Origin of the sequence: Pleurocapsa sp. FMAR1, from assembly GCF_963665995.1 — a bacterium.
Lineage (GTDB): Bacteria > Cyanobacteriota > Cyanobacteriia > Cyanobacteriales > Xenococcaceae > Waterburya.
On record NZ_OY762512.1, the window covers coordinates 2,658,357 to 2,680,407 of the forward strand.

Sequence of the window (22,051 nt, forward strand, 5' to 3'; positions counted from 1 at the left end):
AAATAAATAAAATTTTTATTATTTACGTTCTACTAATCAGTTGTATTGGATCGTGACCATGAACTACTGTGGGCAATAATACCAAATAAAGATTTTTTTTAATTCTTTTGCTCAGAGCAAAAAGTGCTGAGAAAGCATACATCCAAATATATGTTCTCAGCACTAAGTATTGTGTAGCCGTTGAGATAGCTAGAGCTTTTCTACTCCTAGTGCTGGCTCAGGTGTAAAACTGGGATTAACGTCATGTTCCTCGTCATGATGAGCTTCCGCAAATGAACCTTTTGGTTCTTTGAGAACTACAAAGCATAATGCCGAAACGACTAACGCTGCTACGCCCATAATTTGGAAAAAGCGCATATTAGCTGCTGCTTCAATGGCAGGAGAAGGATCTGCACCACCACCTAACCAACCAGGAAGTAAACTGAAAATGTTGAGATACAATACTGCACCAACGTTACCATAAGCACCAACGTTACCAGCAACCTGACCAGTTACACGTTTCTTAACTAAAGGCACGATTGAAAACGTAGAACCTTCTCCTGCCTGTACAAAGAAAGAACAGAACATAGTCAACACGACCGCAGCAGGTAAGAACCAGCCACTACCCACTTGGCTGAGGAGCAAATAGCCGATACCCATACAGCCAGTAACAACTCCCATAGTCAGCTTACGACTACCTAACTTATCAGAAATAAGACCACCGCCAGGACGAGCAACTAAGTTCATAAAAGCATAACTAGCAGCAATCATCCCCGCCTTCGCAGGAGTTAAGCTGAATGTTCCTTGGAAAAATGCTGGAAGCATGGAAACTACAGCTAGCTCGGAACCAAAGTTGACTAGATAGGTAAGCTCTAACATAGCAACCTGAGAGAAATCGTAACGATCGTCAGCAGGGTAACGTTTTTTGCCTGATAGCAAGTCTTTATTAACAGCCCAGCAATTATAAGCTTGGAATAAATATAATCCTAGTAAAGCAAGCCAGATAATATACATTGTGCCAGTAGCATACAAGCCCAGCTTCATTAAACGCCAAGCAACTAGCATGAGAACTCCAGTCAGAGGCACGTTCATTAGCAATAAGAACCCAAAGTCTTTCTTGCTGGTAACTTCCAAACCCCTAGCACTTTTGGGACGACGGTAAACTTTGCCTGGAGGCGCATCTTTAGCATTAAATAAATAAAATATTCCGTACAACGCGGCAATAATACCAGTACCAGCAATACAAGCACGCCAGTTAATATTTGCACCAGGTGCGCCAAATGCTAGAAAACCACCAATAGTAGCCAAAGTAAAGGCGGAAAAGGCAGAACCAAAGTTACCCCAGCCACCATAGATACCTTCGGCTAGACCAATTTCCTTGGGAGGAAACCACTCGGAAACCATACGAATACCAATTACAAAACCTGCACCGACAATCCCCATCAGCAAGCGAGAGATTACTAGCTGGCTAAAGTTTTGCGCTGAAGCGAACATAATACAGGGAATGGATGCGTACATTAGCAGCAGTGAAAAAGTTAGCCTGGGACCAAACTTATCTAGCAGCATCCCAATAATGATCCGCGCAGGAACTGTTAAAGCTACGTTGCAGATCCCAAGAGTTGCAAGTTGTTCTTTTGTCAAACCCATGTCGGCTCCTATAGTAGTAGCCAGAGGAGCGAAATTGAACCAAACTACAAACGATAAAAAGAACGCAAACCAAGTTATATGGAGTATTTTGTATCTACCCCTGAATTGCCACATTTCTCCGAGCATTATTTACCTTCCTGATTGTCAAAAATTACCATAGTTAAAAGTTAAAGTTGAGAGACTAAATACTAGAACGATGCACAATTTTAATATCTATTTTTTGGGTTTTAAATTCCCCTTTGTAATTACGTAATTGTTGTTCCATCTATCTCTATTTACATTTCAAGAACTAAGTTGAGTTATATATAGTTCTTAAGATGTATTGATCTTGAGGTAATAGTTGCATTTAAAAAAAGGTTTTATCGTATATTTGGCTACCGAAATTTATTAATAGAGCATTTTTATGTATTTTTTACATAATCAAAATACTTTTATTGCATCTTAGGTAATTATTAGATTACGAAGGTAGGTTTTAAATATTTAGTTGACAGCTAAAAAATATCGATCTGACGATATAAATAAACAAAAAAAAGATCGAAGCGATGAAACTTCAATCTTGTATAAATCTTAATTTCTCAATCTAATTTCAATTAAACTTTTTGCTGACGTAATTTTTGCACAGAATACAGTTCATCCATATCACGCGATCGCTGTGTCTTTAACATGGACAATTCTGTAGTCAAAAGAAAGCTTACAAAGCTGGAGATAGCAATTACAGGCAGCATAGCCGTCCCCGAAAGCACGCTCAAGATGATGCTGGTACTGATCGGGGTTTTGGTAACCGCCACGTTAACCGCAGCCATCAAGCAAACCATTCCTACCGTAGGATGAACTTGAGGTATCGCCAAAGATATAGCCAAGCCAACGTTAGCACCAATAAAGAACAAAGGAAAAATAAACCCGCCCAAAAAGCCTGAGTGAAGAGTAAAGCTAATGGCAAACATTTTAGCAACGGCGATCGCAATTAACATTGCTACACTCAAAGTTGCTCCTGTTTGGATAACGGTTTCAATTTGTGATTCACTAAAGAAGAGAGTTTGTGGAAAGGCGAAGGCAATTAGACCAATCGAAAGACCACCACAGGTTGCTAAAATAATTCGCTGATCTTCTAAAGGTTTAGCTAGCTTACCTATCAAACGAAAAATAAGTACAAAGATGGTTGCTACCAATGCACCCACTGCACCCAAGGCGACACCTTCAAGTAGCTCTAAAGAAGTCAGCTTGGGAATCACGTTAAAGTGATACATTCCCCCAATGCTGATGCCAGTATTCAGTCTAAAGATGGCAAAAGAGAAAATAGCCGAAATAATTGCTGGGGCGATCGCTTCATAATATTCTAGTCCTTTACGATGGGGAATCTCTAGAGCAAACAAAGCAGCACCAATCGGCGCACCAAAAAATGCCCCCAATGCAGCACTCATACCGCAAAAGGTCATAATCCTGACAGAATCGCTAGTAACGTTTAGCTTATCTCCCAACCAGCTACCAAAGCTTCCGTTTACCTGGACTAAAGGAGCTTCAGGTCCAGCACTTCCTCCAGCAGTAATGGCAATCAAGGAGGCAATAATCATCGCGGGAGTTTTTTTAATATCAATCTTACCAGGACTATGAATGCGATCTACTACCTGCGCCATTTCTCCTGGTAAGCCCATAAGATATAGCACTAAGCCCACGCAAAAACCGCCAATAGTAGTGGCTATTAATACATAATTTTTAGCTGGTAGCCAACTGGGGAAATAGGGCTGCAAAAAGTTGGGAACTGTATGCCAAACCCCGTGCATCATTCCTTCTAAGACAAAATAATAAATGGTAGCGACCAAACCACCGACAATACCAATCACCACTGAACAAAGAATTATCTGATGATAGGTAAGCGATCGCTTATCCAGATTAATATCTGCTATTTTTTCTAAAAGAATATCTTTATCTACTTGGGTAGTCAATGCCTTTTACCTCAAAATTTTAGCCAGGATTAGATGTCAAAGATGATGGATTTAGTCACCACTGACCTGCATCTAATTTTGTTTTTTCACCATTGCGTTAAATCTAGTTGGTGGCTAAAAGTAAGATTGTCTATTTTGCTACTGTTTGAGGAGATAGATGCAATTTGTCTATTTTAATAATCCTTTTCTTACATCGAATAACTGCATATTTTATTAGTACTAACGTATTTACAAAAGCAAAATTATCTGGTTGGGAAATTATATTTAATCAAGTATTTTATTTCTGTCAAAGAAAACAATTATTTATTCCTGAGAAATTATTTGATATTCAATAGAAAAAAGCATCTAACATTTAGATGCTTATAAAATAGACTGTTAAAATAATTATTTTTGTAGATTGAGGTGATTACTGACTTATCAATATCTATATATTTTTTGGCTAGATAAAGTTAATCGCTTCAATTTATGCTGCTTGAGCCTCAAGCATTGTACCCAACTGTTCGATACCTTTATGTAAATGTCTGGTGACAGTCATAGGGCTAATACCAATATGTTTGGCTGCTTCTTTACGAGGTAAATCCCAGAGAAAAACACATTCAATAGCTGCTTTGGTTTTTTCTTCTAGCTGACCCATTGCTCTTTGTAACTGTAGCTTATCGTCTTCTAATTTGCGCTGTTGATGATAGTTAGGATCGGCGATAGTATCACCAAAGGTAATTGAAGAGTCCAAAGAATTATTTATCATCGCATCTAAACTAATTGGTAAGCGGTTTTGCAGTGCTAATTGACATTCACTCCACTCTTCTAAAGGTACGCCCAAACCATTAGCCAACTCCGTATCTCTGGGTAAACGTCCCAATTCTTCAATTAAATCTTTGCGTAATTTTTTGCCTCTAGTATAAAGCTCTTGCCATCTACGGGGAATTCGCATCATGCTACCTCTATCTCTAAGGTAATGAAGCATTTCACCGCGAATGTAAGGAATTGCAAAAGAGCTAAATGCCGAACCCTGTAAAGGATCGAAGCGTTCGATCGCTCTGATTAAACCAAGATAGCCGATTTGTTCCAAATCTTCATAGGGTTCAGCGCATTTTTGGCAGATTTGATGAGCTACTTTTCGGACTAAACCTATATTCAACTCAACTAATTTATTGCGTAATTTTAAAGAGGGATGACGATAATAATCCTGAAGGAATTCCATGCAACGATAACTGAGAGTTTGAGTAGCCATAAAAATAATGTTTTCAGTATCAACAATCTATTTATGTGAATCTAATTCTCATTTTCTGTTGCAAGAAAAATCTACACCATAGTTGTTTTACGGAAAAATTCGTAATTGGATTTTTTCATCTCCGAGCAAACACGCATTAGATATCAAATTGTTTGATGAAGATTTTTTTTATAAACTATTTATTTTGAATGAATCAAATTAAGCTATGTTAAGCCTAAAATACGTAAAAAGTATCTGGTTTTACAACGATCTTGCCAAAACTAAAAAATAAATGCTTGCCGAAAATGGCAAAAAAAAACAGGAATAGTGTCTACTGTTCCTGTAAGTAAAGTTTTAATTATTGACGATAAAGTTTAAAGTTTTTTTAATTCTTCAGTCAGAATATTTACGGTAAGGTGTATTTGCTCAACCGTATGATCGCAGGTAATAAAAAATCGCAATCGCGCCCCATTTTGAGGTACAGAAGGATAAATCATAAACGGTACGTTAATCCCGCGTTTAAATAGATTCTGAGATAGCTGAATTGACTTGAGGGAATCACCGACAACAATAGGAATGACAGGGGAATTTTTACTCATGCCCGTGTTTAAACCCTGCTCTTTAGCTAAATCTAGAAACAATTTTGCTCTGGCTTGGAGGCGAATAGCTCGCTCTGGCTCTGCTTTCAAAACGCGGATTGCCGCTAAAGTTGCTGCTGTACTTGGTGGAGACATCCCAACGCTAAACACAAAGCCAGGAGCGGTATATTTAAGATATTCAATTAAGGCATGAGAACCAGCAATATAGCCACCACAGCTAGCAAAAGATTTACTGAGAGTTCCCATCCATAAATCAACATCCTTGGGGTTAATTTGGCAATATTCACTGATTCCTCGACCAGTTTTGCCAATTGTTCCCATAGAATGCGCTTCATCTACCATCAAGAAGGTTTTATATTGCTGTTTAAGTTCAATACAGCGAGGTAAATTGGCAATATCACCATCAGTACTGTATACGCCTTCTATGACGATAATTACTCTTTGATAGCGGTGCCGGCGATCGCGTAAAATTATTTCTAATGCTTCCGTATCATTATGGGGAAAAGCAACTAAACTTGCCCCAGAAAGAAAACAGCCTTGAAGAATACTGTTATGGCTCAATGAATCATAGATAACTAAGTCATTTTTACCAAACAGATGACCAATGGTAGTAACGTTAGTCGCATGACCACCAACCATGACAATGCTGTCTTCTACGCCAATAAAATCAGCAAGCTCCTGCTCTAATTCTCTGTGTATTGGTTTTTCACCTGAAATTAAGCGACTAGCACAGGCAGACGTACCATAAAGCTCGGTGGCATCTTTAGCAGCCTGATTAACTAAAGGATCGCCACACATCCCAATATAGTTATAGGTAGCAAAGTTGATTAATTCACGACCATTAATAGTAGTGCGGTCATTAACTATGGTTTCTTGAGGGACAAAAAAGGGATTGCCGTTACCTAAGCTGGCTACCTGCGCCTGCTGTGCCAATAATTTTTTATATTCGGGAAATTCTGTAAACTGGTAATTTTCTAAAGGTATTTCTGATTGATTGTTAATGCTGTTAGCAATCAAATTATCTTTTATTGCCAAAGAAGCCGAAAGTAGATCTTGAGCAGAATTTACCTGAGTTGATGATAGGTTATCGACTGCTAAATATTGTGCCAAAGCCTCAATATTTTGATAATCCCAGAGCAAAGTTGGTGGTAAACGACAGCCGAGATAGTCTTCTAAATCTCCAGACAAATTAATCGCCTCGGCTGATTCTAAGCCATATTCTTCAAAATTTTGGACAATATCAATTTGATTTGGCTCAATTTCTAATACTTCTGCTAATTTGTCAATTAACCAACCCTGTACTGTCTCTGCTTTAGATGCAGCGTTGAGGTTGTTTAATTTGCCATTGCTGCTGACAGAAATATTTGTATCTTTACCATTTAACGTTTCGTTGAACAGTGTCATTACTCACTCCTACACCACTTAATTGAAAATTTACTGCGGGGATATTGTCCACCAACAGATAATAAGAATCTTGGGGATTGCTTATACTGATTACTGATTATTGATTACTGTTTTGCCATGAACCCCCACCAAAATACCAGAGTATTCAGCAGGGGTTTGTTTTAGTTGCTTGGTTAATAACACTAATATAATGGCGACCTCACCTTTTGTTATAGATCATAAATAATAGATCGAATTTATAACAAATATAGTGTAGATCGCCAGTAATTCAAGTAAATATGTCGTCAGTTTTAACTCGCAATATACTCTCGAACGTAGCTTCGACGACGTTTAAGCTGTGCTATAGCCTGATGCTCTAACTGACGCACTCTTTCTCGACTAAGACTCATTCTCTGACCAATTTTAGCTAAGGATAGTTCTTTACCATCTTCTAAACCAAAACGTAAGATAATGACTTCTTGCTGTTGGGGGGATAAATCCGCCATTAGATTATATAGGTCTTGACGCAGAAGCTGCTGAGTTGCATAGCTGTCTGGTGAAGCTCCTTCATCTTCTAGCAACTCTGATAACTCAGTATCCTGGTTGTCACCTACACGCACATCCAGAGAAATTGGTTGACGGGCAATACTCAGATACTCGCGAATTTGGTCAGGTTTGAGATCTAACTCTTGAGCAATTTCTTGGGGTTCGGCACTACGTCCTAACTTTTGGGATAGCTCTCTTTGAGTTTTCTTAATTTTATTGAGTTTTTCGGTGATGTGAATCGGCAATCGAATGGTACGGGCTTGTTGAGCGATCGCTCTGGTGATTGCCTGGCGAATCCACCAGTAGGCATAGGTAGAAAATTTGTATCCTTTGGTAGGGTCAAATTTTTCTACTCCTCTTTCTAAGCCAAGACTACCTTCTTGGATTAGATCGAGAAATTCCATATTGCGCTTTTGGTATTTTTTAGCGATCGCTACTACCAAACGCAGGTTAGCCTCAATCATTTTGCGCTTTGCTCTTTGACCTTCAGTGATAACCCTGTTAAGTTCAATTTCACTCATTTGGGCTGATTTTGCCCACTCCTTCAGGCTGAGTGTAGTGTCTAACTGTTGCTCTAACTCTTCTTTCTCGGTTAACAGGATCATCATTTTCTGTACTTGCTTGCCGTAAACAATTTCTTGTTCATGGGTCAACAAGCGTACCCGTCCAATTTCATGCAAATAAGTTCTGACCATATCTGCTGAATAGTTACTTCTGGGGTTAGTTTTGTCGATTTTGGCTTTGGGCATTTGTACAGTTATGACTCCTTATAAACTGATTAAAAGTCAGCGATACTTCTTCTTTTTACGAACTGTCCGACTGAATGTTTAGACGTGTGATTAGTTATAAAGGTTCAACTAATTTTTTGATAGCTTTAAGCTCTAGGCTGTAGGCCATAAGCTTAGTAATAAAAAATCACTAATGTCTTCCCTACCTGATTGACTGACAAAACTTTCAAGAAATATTGTAGGAATAAGTTAAAACTTTGAACTCCAACTGATCTGCTCGTTTTTGATATTGCGATCGTGATGCCATTGCAGGTGAGGGATCTTGATTACTAGAGAAAGTCACGCAATGAAGTAAATTCCAACCATTAATGAGTGCAGCTTTGACCCAATCCCTCAACTCTTTACTGAATCTCTATTCTCAGGTTTTTCTCTTCATCTTTTGTCAGTCAACCAGCTTCCCTACTTTTATATGATCGACCTAAACAGTTTATGCAAGACCAATCTCGATGTATGGATTGCCGAACTATTGAGGATGTAATTTACAACTTTAATATTGCTGATTTAACTGAAAAAAACCTGACTAGATTATGAGAAGTAAATAAGAATTTAGAAGAACTTTTTTGATTAAACAAAATGTTTTAGCTTAGAAATTGAGCATAGTCATGGCAAACCATAAGGTTGTTCCAATCCCCAGCCAAACTAGAAAACAGTAGCGAGTTAAAATTAAAGCCCGATCGATTTTAGTAACAGAAATTGCTTCTAAAGGATTTCCCAGCAAAGGTTTATTTTTCACTACCCCTTGATAAGTATTTTGACCCCCTAGCTGCACATTTAAAGTTGCTGCATAAACTGCTTCACTCCAGCCTGAATTGGGGCTAGGATCTTTGATTCCATCTCGGCGACAGATTTCTAATACTTTTAACGGCTGACCAGAAAATAAGCTTAAAGTCAATACGGTTAAGCGACAGGGAAACCAGGTTAAGCGATCTTCTAATTGCGCGCTAAACCAGCCCAGATCGCTATAGGGTTCACGACGATAGCCCACCATAGAGTCTAGGGTGCTTGCAGCCTTGTAAGCCAATGCTAACGGTACTGCACCTACACCTGGAATAAAGATTCCCAAAATGGCATAAAAAAGAGGTGCAGTGACTCCATCGACTGTATTTTCAGCTATAGTTTCCAGCAATGCCCGCAATATTTCCAACTCTGATAGATTATCCGTGTCCCGCCCTACATATAGGCTAAGACGAGAACGAGCTACGGTTAAATCTTGAGTGTCGAGCGATCGCAATACGTCTTCAACTGCAACTCTCAAACTTTTGCCCGCCAAGCAACTAGCTAGTAATACTGTTGCCACGACAGATCCTAATAGAGGCTGGATGATACTAAAACCCCAAATAATTAGCCAACCTACTAAGCCACTACCAATGATCAGAATTAGCCCTAGCAATACTCCCGCAAAACGACGTTGCCATCCAGGTTGAGCAAATTTGATTGCTAAGTCTACATAGTTTTTAATTAGCCAGCCCATAATTTGGACTGGATGAAGCCATTCCCAAGGATCTCCTATTAAGTAATCTTCAATAGCTGCTAGTAGTAAAATTAAGGGTGAAGATTGAACCAGAAAAATAGCAGAAACGGTAATTTCTAATTGATTAAGATCTAATTTGATCGACATTATCTGACCAGTTTTGCCCATCAAAAGATCTTATTGTAAATCGTTCTAGTAGATCTCCATCTAAACAACGAACGTTAACATCTACCATATCTGGATGAGAGCGAGGACGATAAAAAGAATGGATGCCACAAATTGAGCAAAAAGTATGTTGGGCGACTTTTGTGTTAAATGTATAGTTAGTTAAAAATTCTTCTCCCTGTATTAAAGTAAAATTTTCTGGGGAAACAATCAAATGTAAAAAGCCTTTTTTACGGCAAATAGAACAGTTACAATCGTCTACAATAAAGCGATCGACTAATACTTGAAAGCGAACTGTTCCACAATGACAACCGCCCTCACAAACTAAAGAATTTTGAGCTTCACTCATAAAAATATTTGACAGCTAAACAATAAAATTGTTTTCTTCTCCTTGAGATGCCTGCCAACTCCTAGCATCATAATATAAATCAGCTAAAGTTATGCTGTGCAGAGCTTCTTTTAATTTTTGATGTAATCTTTGCCAGAGGCTAAAAGTTACCCAATCTTCAGCCAAATTATGATCGGGAGAGTAATTTGGTAAAGGTTCAATAGTTTCTCCTACAGCCTCTAAAATTTTGCCTAAAGAAATTTGCTCTGGCTTATAGGCTAACTGATAACCTCCTTTTGCTCCTCTAATGGATTTAACAATACCAGCGCGACGCATTTCAATCAATAACTTTTCTAAATAAGGTGCAGGTAAATCTTGTCGTTGAGCGATCATCTTTACTGATGCTGGTCGATATTGTGGCTGCAAACTAAGGTCTAATAATGCTTTGACACTATAATGTCCACGAGTTGTTAATTTCATTATTGTTTTTTAAATCCTTGGGAAAACTTATTCAAATAATTTGATATTTTTTATAGAGTTAGCAATATTAATTTCTGGTAGTGTCAACTATATTAATATTGCGAAAATTTAAATTTTTATTTATTTAATTATGTTAAACAAGTGTAATATACTTTTAGATAAAGATATCAAAGTAAAATATATAAACTTTGTATAGCTTTAGCGAAAAGTAAAATTGTAAACCAAGTAAATTTTTAGTTGTTTCAAGTTAATGGCAAAAGCAACCCAACCACAACCCTTAGTAGGTGCAACATTAATCGATAAAGTAAAAGAGCTAGGCAATCTCTCTAAAGAGGAAAAAGCTAGAGAATGTGGCTATTATACGGTCACTAAAAACAATGTAGAACGAGTCAATATGATGAAATTCCTGAATGCACTAATTGATGCAGAAGGAATCGAGTTAGACAGTACTTCTAACGGTCAAGGTAGAGGTGGTCGTTCTGCTAGCTATCGTATTAGCGTTCAATCGAATGGCAATCTATTGATTGGATCTGCCTACACTAAGAAAATGGGATTAAAACAAGGTGACGAGTTTGAAATAACTCTGGGAAGAAAACATATCCACCTGAAACAAATTGGGGTTGATGACGAAGAGTAGTATTAAGTATAGTCTCAATAGAGTAATTTGAATTAGGCAAAGTTTCAAGAGTTTTCTAAACTATCAACAAGCTTATTTGAGGAGTTCGGTTGAACCAGAAAATATCGACCGTTCATCCTCATGTTTTATTTTCAATAGTTTTTTTCACTTATATTACTATACAAGCGTTAAATATTAATCTGCATTAAATACAGAACGCTTGATTGCTTAGGCAGAGAATAAACTATTATCCTTAGTAATCAAATTAAAATGCAATTCAATTAAGAGTTTTTGATAGCGAGTACCCACTTTAAAGATTCAAATTTGGAGCTTTTAACAACGGTCTGTTGAGAAAGATCTAGTTTTTCTAAAGTGATGGGATCTATCAGTAAGTAAACAGGATAATTTTGTTGCCAAGTTTGTTTTAGCTGAGTCAGAGATTGAGTCACAATTTTGCGATCGCTGTAAAAATTTAAGCTAGGTCGTTCTTGAGGCATAGAAGTATAAATTATCGTCTCAGCAGGAGTATGGTTACGGATAAGAGTAGCGATGGGTTCAATAGGCTCTTTGGCGTTTATTTCCCAAATCCAATGGGGAGAAATAATCAAAAGAAACATCGAGATAAACAATCCCCAAAATAGTAGAGGGACAAACTGTTTTTCTCTTTGAGCGATCGCAATTGCCGTAACCGTAAAAGTAATAGCTAACGAACCACAGATAAAGGGTAGGTAAAAATCTACATAGTCTCTTATCCCCCAATATAGTCCTGCAAAAGCAGCCACAGCAGCCATTAGCATAAAGCTATAGATCCAGATACGGGGATAAGCTATATAGCTAGGTACATTGCGAACCATATCTAGCTGCCTTCCTGCTGCTAATGCCAAAGCAGGATATAGAGGCAAGATCGACCAGTAACCTTGGCTAAAGACCAGTAAGCTCAAAAGAGTATAAATGCCGATCCAAGTAATCAATAGCTTACCCCATCCCCATTGAAGATTAAGACTAATCAACTTTAAACCCATCGCCATTACTACTAACCAAGGCAATAAATATTGCAGACCAGATAATAAATAGTATTCAGGAAATAGCTGAACCTGAATTGTACTAGCAGAAATATCCCCTAGAAATAGCTGGAAAAAATCCCCAGTAGTTTTAAATTCGTGATAACGAAACCATTGAGAAACATACCAAGCTATAGCTGGTGCAGTTCCTAAAATTATCCCCGCCCAGTAATAGGTAGAGGCAAGTAGGCGAGGCGTATCCCAAAGCAAAAAAACGATCGCAATTACTAATATTTGTAGGCTCAAAATTCCTTTGGTTAGAGCCATTAGTCCCAAACCAATGCCAGCCAGTAAAGACCATCTAAAATCTCGACGCGATCGCAATATTGCCCAGATTGTCAGTAATTCAAAACACAACAACGGTCCATCCAGCATTGCCAATCTGCTCAAACGTAATACAGGCAAGCAGGTTAAATACACCAAAGCCGAAAAAAGAGCAGGCAGACGAGCCACAAAAATTTCCCGTCCGATGTTGTAAAGTAAAAGAACCGAGACTGCCCCTAACAATGCTCCTGGCAGACGGGTTGTGAACTCACTAACTCCAGCAACTTTATAGGCGATCGCAATTAAGTCATGAACTAAGGTTGGCTGCTCTAAATATGGCTCGCCCCAGAGAGTCGGAAAAAGCCAGTTGTCTCCTAACCATAATCCTTGATAAATTTCTTTTGCTACTTGTGCTACAACCCCTTCCTTCAAGTCTATTAAAGGCAGATTTCCTAAATTAACCAAAAATAAAACTAATGCTGCTAAAAACAAGCTAATAAAACAAAAGCACTCTAGCCAAATTTCACCTTGGCGCAGTTTATTAGGAGAGCGTTTCCAAATGGATGTAGGATGGGATGACATAGCTAAAACATTACAAAAAATAAATTAATTGGTTTTTTATTAAGCTGACAAATATATGAATATTTAAATCTAATTTGACTTAATCACATCGATTCTTAAATTTAACTTTTTGATCGGAAGGACATTCGCTTTCATTAGTTTATCTCTTAATGCTATTACCGAGGCAGCTTTTATTGAAGCGCCAAATAATTTGATTTTTTAACCGAGATGTTAGAATATGACCCAAGAAAACAGCTACAGCTAGGCTTGACTCGTACGTTTGTTTTACTTTAGTTTTCAAGGCATTCGTTATAATTAACTGACTCATAAAAATAAGTTAAGCATGACTCAAATTATCCAATTGAAGCAGATTATTTGCTTCAATTATTGAACTGCCAATCTGCCAAAAAAGCCAATTTTTTACTTAGCTTATGGAAGGATCTTTTGAAATTACTCTACAAATAGTTATTACTGTTCTTGCAGGAATCAGCGCACAAGTAGTAGCCGAATATTTTCAAGTTCCTAGTATAGTTTTTCTGTTAATTTTCGGCATCCTCTTAGGTTCAGACTCTCTAAACATACTCCATCCTCAAGATCTTGGTATTGGTTTAGAAGTTTTAGTTGCCCTTTCTGTAGCTATTATTTTGTTTGAAGGTGGGCTTAACCTAGAGTTGCGGGAGTTGGGCAAAGTTTCAGGCAGTCTCCGCAACCTGGTAACAATTGGCACTCTTATAACCCTTGTCGGAGGTGGCATGGCGGCACATTGGTTAGCGGAGTTTCCTTGGTCAATTGCTTTTCTATACTCTTCTTTAGTCGTGGTGACTGGACCTACAGTAATTAGTCCTTTACTCAAGCAGGTAAAGGTAGATAGTCAGGTGGCAACTCTTCTAGAGGGAGAAGGAGTTTTAATCGATCCGGTCGGTGCGATCTTAGCAGTAGTAGTTTTAAACACCATCCTTAATACTAATGCTGCCCCTCTAGACATTATGAGTGGTTTGGTCTTGCGATTGGGCATTGGGGCGGTTGTAGGTGGATTAGGAGGCTGGTTGCTGGGGCTATTTCTCAAAAAAGCTAACAGTCTTTCCGAAGAATTAAAAAACCTAGTCGTCCTAGCTGCGGTATGGGGACTATTTGTGCTGTCTCAGAGCCTAGGAAGCGAATCAGGATTAATGGCAACTGTTGTAACTGGTATTGTGGTTAAAGCCTCCGCTATTCCCGAAGAAAGACTTTTAAAAAGATTTAAAGGTCAGTTAACAATACTTTGTGTTTCGGTATTGTTTATTCTGTTGGCTGCCGATCTTTCTATTGATAGTGTTTTCGCTTTAGGTTGGGGCAGTGTCTTATCTGTTTTCGTTTTGATGTTAGTTGTAAGACCAATTAGCGTTGCTGTCTGTACCTGGAATAGCACCATGAATTGGCGACAAAAATTATTTTTGGCTTGGATTGCCCCCAAAGGAATTGTATCGGCTTCTGTAGCTTCTTTGTTTGCTATTTTATTGACGGAAAAAGGAATTAATGGTGGTGATGCTATTAAAGCACTAGTCTTTTTAACCATTCTCATGACCGTATTTTTGCAAGGCTTAACTGCACGGTGGGTAGCTGATTGGTTGAAGATTTCCTCTAGCGATGCTAAAGGAGCAGTTATTATTGGTTGCAATCCTTTAGGTCGTTTTATGGGACGACTATTTCAACAGCTAGGAGAATCCGTGGTGATGATTGATACCGATCCCGAAGCCTGTAAAAAAGCTGAAGCGGAGAATTTGCCAGTATTTCAAAGTAGTGCCTTAGATCCTGAAGTTTTAGCCGAAGCAGGAATTGAGTCTATGGGAACATTTCTCGCTTTAACTAGTAATGGTGAAGTTAATTTAGTGTTGGCTCAAAGAGCAGTTGAAGAATTTCAGCCACCTAAAGTATTAGCTGCATTTCCCCAAAATGACTCTGCCGAAACCAGCAGTAAAAAAGTTAACCAAGCTCTAATTCCCCAGCTACAAATCAAAACCTGGAACAGCTATATTGATGATGAACAAATTAAATTAGGCTGGACGATTTTAAAAGAGCCTGAATTTTCTTTCAAGGTAGCTCATTTACAGGCATTGATTCGTGCAGGAGAAATGTTGCCCCTATTGGTAAAAAGAAACGCTAGTTTACAAGTGGCAGTAGCAGCCGAAGAATGGCAAGTCGAAGACGAAATCTATTATCTAATACACGATCCCAGACCAAAATTATTAAAGCGTCTGTCGGGTGGAAATCAATCTTCTCGCCTATTGTTAGAAAAACTGCCTGAAGTAGAAGAGATTCCTTTGGCTGCCCCAATTCAAGCGTCTCCAAAAGTAATTGAAGAAACAATTTAAAATATGAGTTCAGGCAAAAAAATAAGTAAATATCTGTTTAATAGCTATAAGCCAGAAAGGTTTACTCACCGCATCTAGCTTTAAGCCTAATTGAATCTGAGTTTGAGATATTTAGTTGTAATGTATCAAAATATTGTTGGTAAACTGCTAAATCAATTTGTTGGGTTAGCTGAAATTTAACCCAACAAACTCCTGCTATCTAAATTATGATTTAAGTACTTTTTCTAAAGCATCTAAGAGTAGTAAAACGTTTTCAGGACGGCTATTATAGCCCATTAAGCCAATACGCCAGACTTTTCCGCCTAATTCCCCCAAACCACCTGCAATTTCAATATTATATTCAGTTAGTAAACGTTTGGCGATCGCTTTTCCATCTACGCCATCAGGAATTTTGACAGTGGTTAGGGTAGGCAAACGAAACTCTGGCTCTACATGACAGCTTAAGCCTATGTCTGCTAGACCATTCCAGAGCATTTCGGCATTTTGTTGATGGCGTTTCCAGCGTTGCTCTAGTCCTTCCTCTGCTACTAAGCGTAGAGACTCCCGCAAACCATAGTTAGTATTGACAGGTGCAGTATGATGATACACTCGCTGTTCGCCCCAATATTTAGCCAGTAGGGACATATCTAAATACCAGTTAGGTACAGGTTTGGCACGATTATTTAGCTTGGCGACTGCACGTTTACTCATGGTAAAAGGAGAAGCACCAGGAGGACAGCCCAACCCCTTTTGGCTACAGCTATATGCCAGATCGATACCCCATTCATCGATATACAAGGGTACTCCGCCTAAACTAGTTACCGTATCTACCAAAAGCAAACAATTGTGCTGGCGACACAATTGGGCTACTCCTTCTAATGGTTGACGCGCCCCCGTTGAAGTTTCTGCATGAACTAACGCTAAAACTGCGGGCTGGTGTGTTTCTAAATTAGTTTTAATCTCTTCTAAGCTAAATACTTGTCCCCAAGGCTTGGTCATGGTGCGGACATCTCCACCATAACGCCCCGCCATATCTACTAAACGATTGCCAAAATAGCCCTTGACCCCCACTAAAACCACATCTCCAGGTTCAACTACATTAGCTAAAGTCGCCTCCATTGCTGCTGTACCTGTACCAGCAACAGAGATTGTTAGTTCATTTTCTGTTTGCCAAGCGTAGCGTAAAAGATCTCTAATTTCATCCATCAATGCCAAATAGGTCGGATCGAGATGTCCTACAGGACTAATGCCCATTGCAGCAAGAACTCTAGGGTTAACGTTAGCAGGCCCAGGACCTAACAACAGACGAGGAGGCATATCAAGCTGTTTTGTTTTTAGGCGATAGCGATCGCTAATTCCTGTAGTTGCAACCATATTTTTAGTCTCTAAATTGTTTATTGCTTTATGCTTTTCTTTGCTTAGTTTACTTGATGAGGTTGGCAGAAAACATTGCCAAACTGAAGCTAGAAATGAAACAAAATATATGGCGGTGTTCGGTATACCCTTTAGAAACTTTAGTTGAATTTAATTGTGTTGTGTCAAAATGAAATAATTAAATCATGAGATTATGAACATAATCTGGATACATTAGGGATAAACAAACAAATGCCAATAATTTGTTACCATCCTCTTTAGTCGATCATTTACAGCATTTATAGAGCTAGAATCAATGACCTGTGCCACAGTCAAATTAGATACTCTCAATTTATCTCAAGCCAATCAGAAATTAGAAGATGCAGAAGCATTGTCTGTAGTTGAATGGAGTTGCAAAACTTTTGGCGATGGCTTGGTGATGACTACCAGCTTTGGTATTCAGGCGGCGGTAATGTTACACCTTGTAACTAAAATGATTCCCAAAATTCCTGTAATTTGGATCGATACAGGCTATCTCCCTGCTGAAACTTATCAATTTGCCGAACAGTTAACTAAAAAGCTCAATCTCAATCTTCACGTTTATCAGTCTTCTATTTCCCCAGCGCGAATGGAAGCTTTATATGGAAAACTATGGGAACAAAATGATGTAGAAGCTTTGAATCTCTACGATAAGATCCGCAAAGTCGAACCAATGCAGCGCGCCTTAGACGATTTAAATGCCACTGCTTGGCTGGCGGGACTACGTAAAGACCAAACGGCTCATCGTCAAAATTTAGCTAGGGTAGAACAGCAAAATAAGCTATATAAGATTTACCCTATTTTAAATTGGAATGCGCGGGACATTTATCAGTATCTGACTACTTACGATCTTCCTTATCATCCTTTTTTCGATCTAGGCTATGTTTCTGTGGGTGATTGGCACTCTAGTCGCCCTTTAACCGCTGATGACACTAATGGTAGAGATACTCGTTTTAATGGTTTAAAACAAGAATGTGGCTTACATTTACCGCAAACTTCAGGGGAAGAAGAAAGCCTTAATTGCAGCAGCTTATAAAAGCAAATCAGAGATTGGCGATCGCAATCTAAATCACATAAACCTACTTTGATTGAGATGCCTGATATTTGGCTGCTTTTGCCAGTAGAGACTCAGCAAAAGCGATCGCATCTTCTGCTGAATGCCCCCCCGTAATTTGTGCTATTTCTTCGGCACGCATATTATGATCATTTAGAGATTTTATTCTAACAACTGTACGTATATCTGCTATACCAGAGTTGCCGTTTTCCTGTTTGGCTTTAGCAGTTTCTTCGATGATAGTTTTCTCAACCTTAAAATGCCCATTTGCCATTGCTGCAATTAATGGTTGGTGGGTAACGCATAGTACCTGGTGCTGTTTACCTAGCTGGTGCAGCTTTTCGGCGATCGCCTGAGCAACTTTGCCCGAAACCCCTGCATCGATTTCATCAAAGATCAGGGTATGAGAACTTGATTCTGCACTACTAAAGCAGGCTTTTAGGGCAAGTAAAAACCGACTCATTTCGCCCCCAGAAGCAATTATTGATAATGGCTGTACAGCCTCTCCTGCATTGGGACTAAAGTAAAACACTACCTTGTCTGCACCCATCGCCGTAGGGCTACATTCAATTAGGCGACATTCAAATACTACCTTATCCATCGCTAGAGGCTTTAACTCTTTGACAAGCTGCTTTTCTAGCTTAACGGCAGCCTTTTGCCTTAGCTGAGTTAGCTTTTGACACTCTACTGTCAAATTGGCTATTGCCGACTCATATTCTTGCTGTAAGACTTCAATTGATTGTCCCGCCCCATTCATTTCAGCTAGTTCTTGCTGAAGCTGTTCATAAAGAGCAATCACATCGGCTAAATCTGGACCATATTTACGGCAGATATTTTTTAGCTGTCTGATTCTTAATTCGATCTCCTCCAAACGCTCTGGATCGGCTTCTAAACCCTCGCTATAGCTGTTAATTTGCTGTCCTGCTTCGACTATTTGCGCCAATCCAGACTGCACCATTTCTAAGATAGGAGCAAGTTCGCTATCGTATTCCACCATCTCCATCAGACAAGATTCGGCTTTACCCAAAAGATCTGCTCCCGCAGGTGCATCATAATCTCCCTCATAGAGCATTTGATAGGTTTGGTTGCCTAACTGCTGTAACTCCACTACATGAGACAGGCGATCGCGTTCTTGCTCAAGTTCTTCTAGTTCATCAGCATCAGTTAGTTCAGCCTCTTTTAAATCCTTAAGCTGAAACCGTAACAAGTCTTGGCGTTGCAATAGTTCTTGTTCGGACTGAATCCGTTTGTCTAAGGCTTTTCTTGCCTGCTGGGCAGTTTCATAAGCCTGAGTTACTATAGCTAACTGTTGAACAATCGACTTGCCACCATAGGCATCTAATAAATTTCTTTGCTTTTCCGAGATTAATAAATTTACGGTTTGTCCTTGCGCCGTAATTTCTACCAAGCGCGATCGCAATTCGCTCATCAACTGACGATTAACCAACACCCCGTTTACCCGACTGCGAGATCTCAGGTTGGCTTTGCCATTAACTATTTCACGGCTACAGATCAAAGTATCTTCTTCTAGGAGATCGATTTCTTGTGCTTCTAGCCATTCATTTAGTCGAGCATTAGTCTGGAAAGTCGCTTCCACCAGAGAGCGATCGCTGCCACTGCGAATCATGCGGACATTAGCTTTTCCGCCTAAAACAATATCAATTGCATCAAGAATAATTGATTTACCTGCACCAGTTTCTCCTGTTAAAACGCTTAAACCATTTTGCAGATTAAGTTCTAAAGAGTCAACTAAAGCAAAATTATTAATTTTTAGATTAACGAGCATCTAGATAAAATTAGGCTGGCTTGAACCAAAAGAATAAATAATTAAAATTAAATCTGCACTACCAGCAGTTTAGCTGAAGTCACAGAAGATTATTAGTGTTTTTTTATTGACTTTACTGAATCCTAAATATGCCGATCAACGTGGGTTAAATGAATACAGGTTAGTAATGAAATTTACATTGAGCCACAAATATCTTATCTTCAGTAACTTTGTATACTAAGCGATGTTCTTGAGTGATTCTTCTTGACCAATAACCCGTCCAATTATATTTGAGTGGTTCTGGTTTACCAAGACCATCAAAGGGGGTTTTTTTAATATTTCTCAGTATACGATTGATTCGCTTAAATACTTTAGGGTCTTTTTCTTGGAAGTCATAATAATCTTTCAAAGCAGAAGTGGCAAAAACAACTTTCAACAAGTCGGTTGGATATGCTGAAACAAGTTCAGCATCCCCCGACTTCAATTTCTACTTCAACTCCACCACCATCTTCTAATTCAGCGATCGCCTCAGACAAAACTCTAATATTTTCTTGACTAGACATCAAATGTAGGGTGGCTTCATTAGTCTGATAATCATCAAAGCTCATCACCACCACTTTTCTTCCGTTAGACCTCGATACTACGATGGGAATGCGATCATCTTCCACCTTATTAAGATAGTTAGCCAGATTTTGACGAAATTCTGAGTAATTAACAGATTCCATAAACTTAAGTACCCAAACAAGTACTTAAATTATAGCTCTTTATTAAACTAATAAAGATATACTTAAAAGCTGATTGACCCAACTTAATCTATGAAAAGCGATCGCTGGCGTGAAAAATTTGATTTGCCCCCATTATTTTGGCTGATAGCTTTAATTGCTTTCATCAACGCCATTAGTTTCACAATAATTATTCCCCTCATTTATCCCTATGCCAAACAGTTCGGCTTAAGCGATCTACAGGCTAGTTTACTAACTACAGCTTTTGCCTTGTCGCAGTTTTTTGGTACTCCCATATTAGGCAAGCTGTCAGATCGCCTGGGACGCAAATATATATTAGTTTTTAGTTTAGCGGGGACAGTAGTAGCGAATTTAATTGCTAGTGTGGCGGGGGTTGCTTGGCTGCTGTATGCTGCGCGAGTCTTAGATGGCTTGACTGGAGGGAATACCTCGGTTGCCAGTGCGGTAATTAGCGATATTACTACTCCCCAGCAACGTCCAAAAGCCTTTGGTATTTTTGCGGCTACCTTTCGTTTGGGGTTTGTCATTGGTCCTGTCTTAAGCTACCTAGCGCAGCAGTTGCCGACTTTTCCTGGGGTTTCTTCTCTGGGAATGAGTTTTTTGGTTAGTGCGGCGATCGCGGCTTTTGCTTCTTTGTTAACTTTATTTTTTCTCCCCGAAACCACTTCTCAATCAGGGGAATTTAAATTAAGCTGGGACGATTTTGCCTTTGGCAAGATTGTCAAATCTGCTACTAGACCAAAGTTGGGTAAATTGTTTGTCCTTACTTTTTTAAGCGGCATTACCTTTACTATCTTTACCTTTGCTTTTCAGCCGTTTTTCCTGTTTGTCTTAAAGCAAGATGCTAAAGGATTGGCAATCATGTTTGCTTTGGTGGGGATACTGGGCTTTATTTCTCAGGTATTTGCCCTTGAACCTTTGAGTAAAAAATTCAATCTAATTGATATTGTTAGCGTTTCTTTGGTTTTACGGGGAATAACTTTCTTATTGATGCCAACTTTCCCTACCTATGGCGCATTTGTGATTATTTTGATCGTCTTTGGTCTAGTTAATTCTTTTCCCATGCCTTTGATCGACACAGTGTTATCTCTTAATACAAACAATAAAGAACAAGGAGAAGTGTTGGGAATTAACTCTTCTTACTTAAGCATGGCTAATGCGATCGGTCCTGTCATTTCGGGCTTATTAGTTAGCATAAATTACACCACACCCTTGTGGATTACGGGAGTATTAACTATTTTAGTTGCAGGATTTGCCTTCAAACTCAAGCCTCAGTTTAAATGTACTAAATCAATAGTTAATAGCTGACGTTACGTACTCATCGATCTGTAAGACTACGCTCCTCGTCACCCCGTCACAGCAGCAAGCATTTTATCTAAACCGTTGCTTTTGCCTTAAATAGCTTTGATTCAAGCTCTCTTGGATCGAGGGGTTGGGCAAATAAGTAACCTTGGGCAAATTCGCAACCCAAAGCTTTTAATTGCTGTAACTGCTCTCTAATTTCTACTCCTTCGGCGATCGCATCTTGCAGAGAATGAATATCATCTAGTAAAATAACAAATTCATCTCCTCCCAAACGAGCCACCGTATCCATAGTTCGCAAATCTTCCGAGAGAGTTTTGGCGATCGCAATCAGTAATTTATCACCGACTAAATGACCCAAACTATCATTAATAATTTTAAAACGATCAAGATCAATAAAAAGTACCGCAAACAAGTGGTTTAG

General features: G+C 38.9%; 19 protein-coding genes. 4 read left to right on the top strand and 15 right to left on the bottom strand.

The window, feature by feature from the left end:
* Positions 1 to 189 precede the first annotated feature (189 nt).
* The 9 genes from SLP02_RS12815 to SLP02_RS12855 form a co-directional block, all read right to left on the bottom strand.
* On the bottom strand, positions 190 to 1,752 hold the full coding sequence (locus SLP02_RS12815) for an MFS transporter (protein ID WP_319421046.1): 1,563 nt from the start codon (positions 1,750 to 1,752) through the stop codon (positions 190 to 192).
* 464 nt (positions 1,753 to 2,216) lie between these two features.
* The gene (locus SLP02_RS12820) at positions 2,217 to 3,569 is read right to left on the bottom strand and encodes a chloride channel protein (RefSeq protein WP_319421047.1); all 1,353 of its coding nucleotides are present in this window, start codon (positions 3,567 to 3,569) and stop codon (positions 2,217 to 2,219) included.
* A 463-nt stretch (positions 3,570 to 4,032) separates the two neighbouring features.
* Positions 4,033 to 4,800 (bottom strand): RNA polymerase sigma factor SigF, encoded by a 768-nt coding sequence (locus tag SLP02_RS12825; protein ID WP_319421048.1) that lies wholly within the window; start codon positions 4,798 to 4,800, stop codon positions 4,033 to 4,035.
* 353 nt (positions 4,801 to 5,153) lie between these two features.
* Complete coding sequence (locus SLP02_RS12830; protein WP_319421049.1) at positions 5,154 to 6,782, bottom strand: aminotransferase class I/II-fold pyridoxal phosphate-dependent enzyme; 1,629 nt, start codon at positions 6,780 to 6,782, stop codon at positions 5,154 to 5,156.
* Positions 6,783 to 7,072: 290 nt separating this feature from the next.
* Positions 7,073 to 8,056: an RNA polymerase sigma factor, RpoD/SigA family gene (locus SLP02_RS12835; RefSeq protein ID WP_319421050.1), complete on the bottom strand. Its 984-nt coding sequence runs from the start codon at positions 8,054 to 8,056 to the stop codon at positions 7,073 to 7,075.
* Positions 8,057 to 8,261: 205 nt separating this feature from the next.
* Positions 8,262 to 8,432, bottom strand: a complete 171-nt coding sequence (locus SLP02_RS12840; RefSeq protein WP_319421051.1) for a hypothetical protein — start codon at positions 8,430 to 8,432, stop codon at positions 8,262 to 8,264.
* A 246-nt stretch (positions 8,433 to 8,678) separates the two neighbouring features.
* On the bottom strand, positions 8,679 to 9,713 hold the full coding sequence (gene cbiB / locus SLP02_RS12845) for an adenosylcobinamide-phosphate synthase CbiB (RefSeq protein ID WP_319421052.1): 1,035 nt from the start codon (positions 9,711 to 9,713) through the stop codon (positions 8,679 to 8,681).
* Positions 9,691 to 10,080, bottom strand: a complete 390-nt coding sequence (locus SLP02_RS12850; RefSeq protein ID WP_319421053.1) for a GFA family protein — start codon at positions 10,078 to 10,080, stop codon at positions 9,691 to 9,693. Before SLP02_RS12850 ends, cbiB begins: the two co-directional genes overlap by 23 nt.
* Before the next feature lie 15 nt (positions 10,081 to 10,095).
* On the bottom strand, positions 10,096 to 10,539 hold the full coding sequence (locus tag SLP02_RS12855; protein WP_319421054.1) for an Rrf2 family transcriptional regulator: 444 nt from the start codon (positions 10,537 to 10,539) through the stop codon (positions 10,096 to 10,098).
* A 250-nt stretch (positions 10,540 to 10,789) separates the two neighbouring features.
* Here SLP02_RS12855 and SLP02_RS12860 point away from each other — a divergent pair, with 250 nt between their 5' ends.
* Entirely contained in the window at positions 10,790 to 11,176 is a 387-nt protein-coding gene (locus tag SLP02_RS12860; protein WP_319421055.1) for an AbrB family transcriptional regulator, read from the top strand.
* 260 nt (positions 11,177 to 11,436) lie between these two features.
* Here SLP02_RS12860 and SLP02_RS12865 read toward each other — a convergent pair whose 3' ends face one another.
* On the bottom strand, positions 11,437 to 13,062 hold the full coding sequence (locus SLP02_RS12865; RefSeq protein WP_319421056.1) for an ArnT family glycosyltransferase: 1,626 nt from the start codon (positions 13,060 to 13,062) through the stop codon (positions 11,437 to 11,439).
* A 410-nt stretch (positions 13,063 to 13,472) separates the two neighbouring features.
* On the opposite strand from SLP02_RS12865, the gene SLP02_RS12870 reads away from it, so the two are divergent.
* Entirely contained in the window at positions 13,473 to 15,392 is a 1,920-nt protein-coding gene (locus SLP02_RS12870; protein ID WP_319421057.1) for a cation:proton antiporter, read from the top strand.
* Positions 15,393 to 15,596: 204 nt separating this feature from the next.
* Here the strand turns inward: SLP02_RS12870 and SLP02_RS12875 are convergent, their stop codons facing one another.
* Positions 15,597 to 16,745, bottom strand: a complete 1,149-nt coding sequence (locus tag SLP02_RS12875) for a pyridoxal-phosphate-dependent aminotransferase family protein (protein WP_319421058.1) — start codon at positions 16,743 to 16,745, stop codon at positions 15,597 to 15,599.
* A 295-nt stretch (positions 16,746 to 17,040) separates the two neighbouring features.
* Between SLP02_RS12875 and cysH the strand changes: the two genes are divergently transcribed.
* A complete protein-coding gene (gene cysH / locus SLP02_RS12880; protein ID WP_319421059.1) occupies positions 17,041 to 17,799 on the top strand; it encodes a phosphoadenosine phosphosulfate reductase in 759 nt (252 codons plus the stop codon).
* A 43-nt stretch (positions 17,800 to 17,842) separates the two neighbouring features.
* On the opposite strand, the gene recN is transcribed toward cysH, so the two are convergent.
* From recN to SLP02_RS12895, 3 genes are all read right to left on the bottom strand, one after another.
* Positions 17,843 to 19,603, bottom strand: coding sequence for a DNA repair protein RecN (gene recN / locus SLP02_RS12885; RefSeq protein ID WP_319421060.1), 1,761 nt, complete (start codon positions 19,601 to 19,603; stop codon positions 17,843 to 17,845).
* Positions 19,604 to 19,763: 160 nt separating this feature from the next.
* On the bottom strand, positions 19,764 to 20,018 hold the full coding sequence (locus SLP02_RS12890) for a Txe/YoeB family addiction module toxin (protein ID WP_413467373.1): 255 nt from the start codon (positions 20,016 to 20,018) through the stop codon (positions 19,764 to 19,766).
* Between the two features lie 28 nt (positions 20,019 to 20,046).
* Positions 20,047 to 20,307, bottom strand: coding sequence for a type II toxin-antitoxin system Phd/YefM family antitoxin (locus tag SLP02_RS12895; RefSeq protein ID WP_319421062.1), 261 nt, complete (start codon positions 20,305 to 20,307; stop codon positions 20,047 to 20,049).
* Between the two features lie 90 nt (positions 20,308 to 20,397).
* On the opposite strand from SLP02_RS12895, the gene SLP02_RS12900 reads away from it, so the two are divergent.
* Complete coding sequence (locus SLP02_RS12900; RefSeq protein ID WP_319421063.1) at positions 20,398 to 21,633, top strand: MFS transporter; 1,236 nt, start codon at positions 20,398 to 20,400, stop codon at positions 21,631 to 21,633.
* 67 nt (positions 21,634 to 21,700) lie between these two features.
* On the opposite strand, the gene SLP02_RS12905 is transcribed toward SLP02_RS12900, so the two are convergent.
* Entirely contained in the window at positions 21,701 to 22,042 is a 342-nt protein-coding gene (locus SLP02_RS12905; protein WP_319421064.1) for a diguanylate cyclase domain-containing protein, read from the bottom strand.
* Between the last annotated feature and the right edge of the window lie 9 nt (positions 22,043 to 22,051).

Bases quoted from the DNA above. Each gene is read 5' to 3' on its own strand.
- SLP02_RS12815 (WP_319421046.1), bottom strand. From the start codon at position 1,752: ATGCTCGGAGAAATGTGGCAATTCAGGGGTAGATACAAAATACTCCAT.
- SLP02_RS12825 (WP_319421048.1), bottom strand. From the start codon at position 4,800: ATGGCTACTCAAACTCTCAGTTATCGTTGCATGGAATTCCTTCAGGAT.
- SLP02_RS12830 (WP_319421049.1), bottom strand. From the start codon at position 6,782: ATGACACTGTTCAACGAAACGTTAAATGGTAAAGATACAAATATTTCT.
- SLP02_RS12835 (WP_319421050.1), bottom strand. From the start codon at position 8,056: ATGCCCAAAGCCAAAATCGACAAAACTAACCCCAGAAGTAACTATTCA.
- cbiB (WP_319421052.1), bottom strand. From the start codon at position 9,713: ATGTCGATCAAATTAGATCTTAATCAATTAGAAATTACCGTTTCTGCT.
- SLP02_RS12850 (WP_319421053.1), bottom strand. From the start codon at position 10,080: ATGAGTGAAGCTCAAAATTCTTTAGTTTGTGAGGGCGGTTGTCATTGT.
- SLP02_RS12855 (WP_319421054.1), bottom strand. From the start codon at position 10,539: ATGAAATTAACAACTCGTGGACATTATAGTGTCAAAGCATTATTAGAC.
- SLP02_RS12860 (WP_319421055.1), top strand. From the start codon at position 10,790: ATGGCAAAAGCAACCCAACCACAACCCTTAGTAGGTGCAACATTAATC.
- SLP02_RS12865 (WP_319421056.1), bottom strand. From the start codon at position 13,062: ATGTCATCCCATCCTACATCCATTTGGAAACGCTCTCCTAATAAACTG.
- SLP02_RS12870 (WP_319421057.1), top strand. From the start codon at position 13,473: ATGGAAGGATCTTTTGAAATTACTCTACAAATAGTTATTACTGTTCTT.
- SLP02_RS12875 (WP_319421058.1), bottom strand. From the start codon at position 16,745: ATGGTTGCAACTACAGGAATTAGCGATCGCTATCGCCTAAAAACAAAA.
- cysH (WP_319421059.1), top strand. From the start codon at position 17,041: ATGACCTGTGCCACAGTCAAATTAGATACTCTCAATTTATCTCAAGCC.
- recN (WP_319421060.1), bottom strand. From the start codon at position 19,603: ATGCTCGTTAATCTAAAAATTAATAATTTTGCTTTAGTTGACTCTTTA.
- SLP02_RS12895 (WP_319421062.1), bottom strand. From the start codon at position 20,307: ATGGAATCTGTTAATTACTCAGAATTTCGTCAAAATCTGGCTAACTAT.
- SLP02_RS12900 (WP_319421063.1), top strand. From the start codon at position 20,398: ATGAAAAGCGATCGCTGGCGTGAAAAATTTGATTTGCCCCCATTATTT.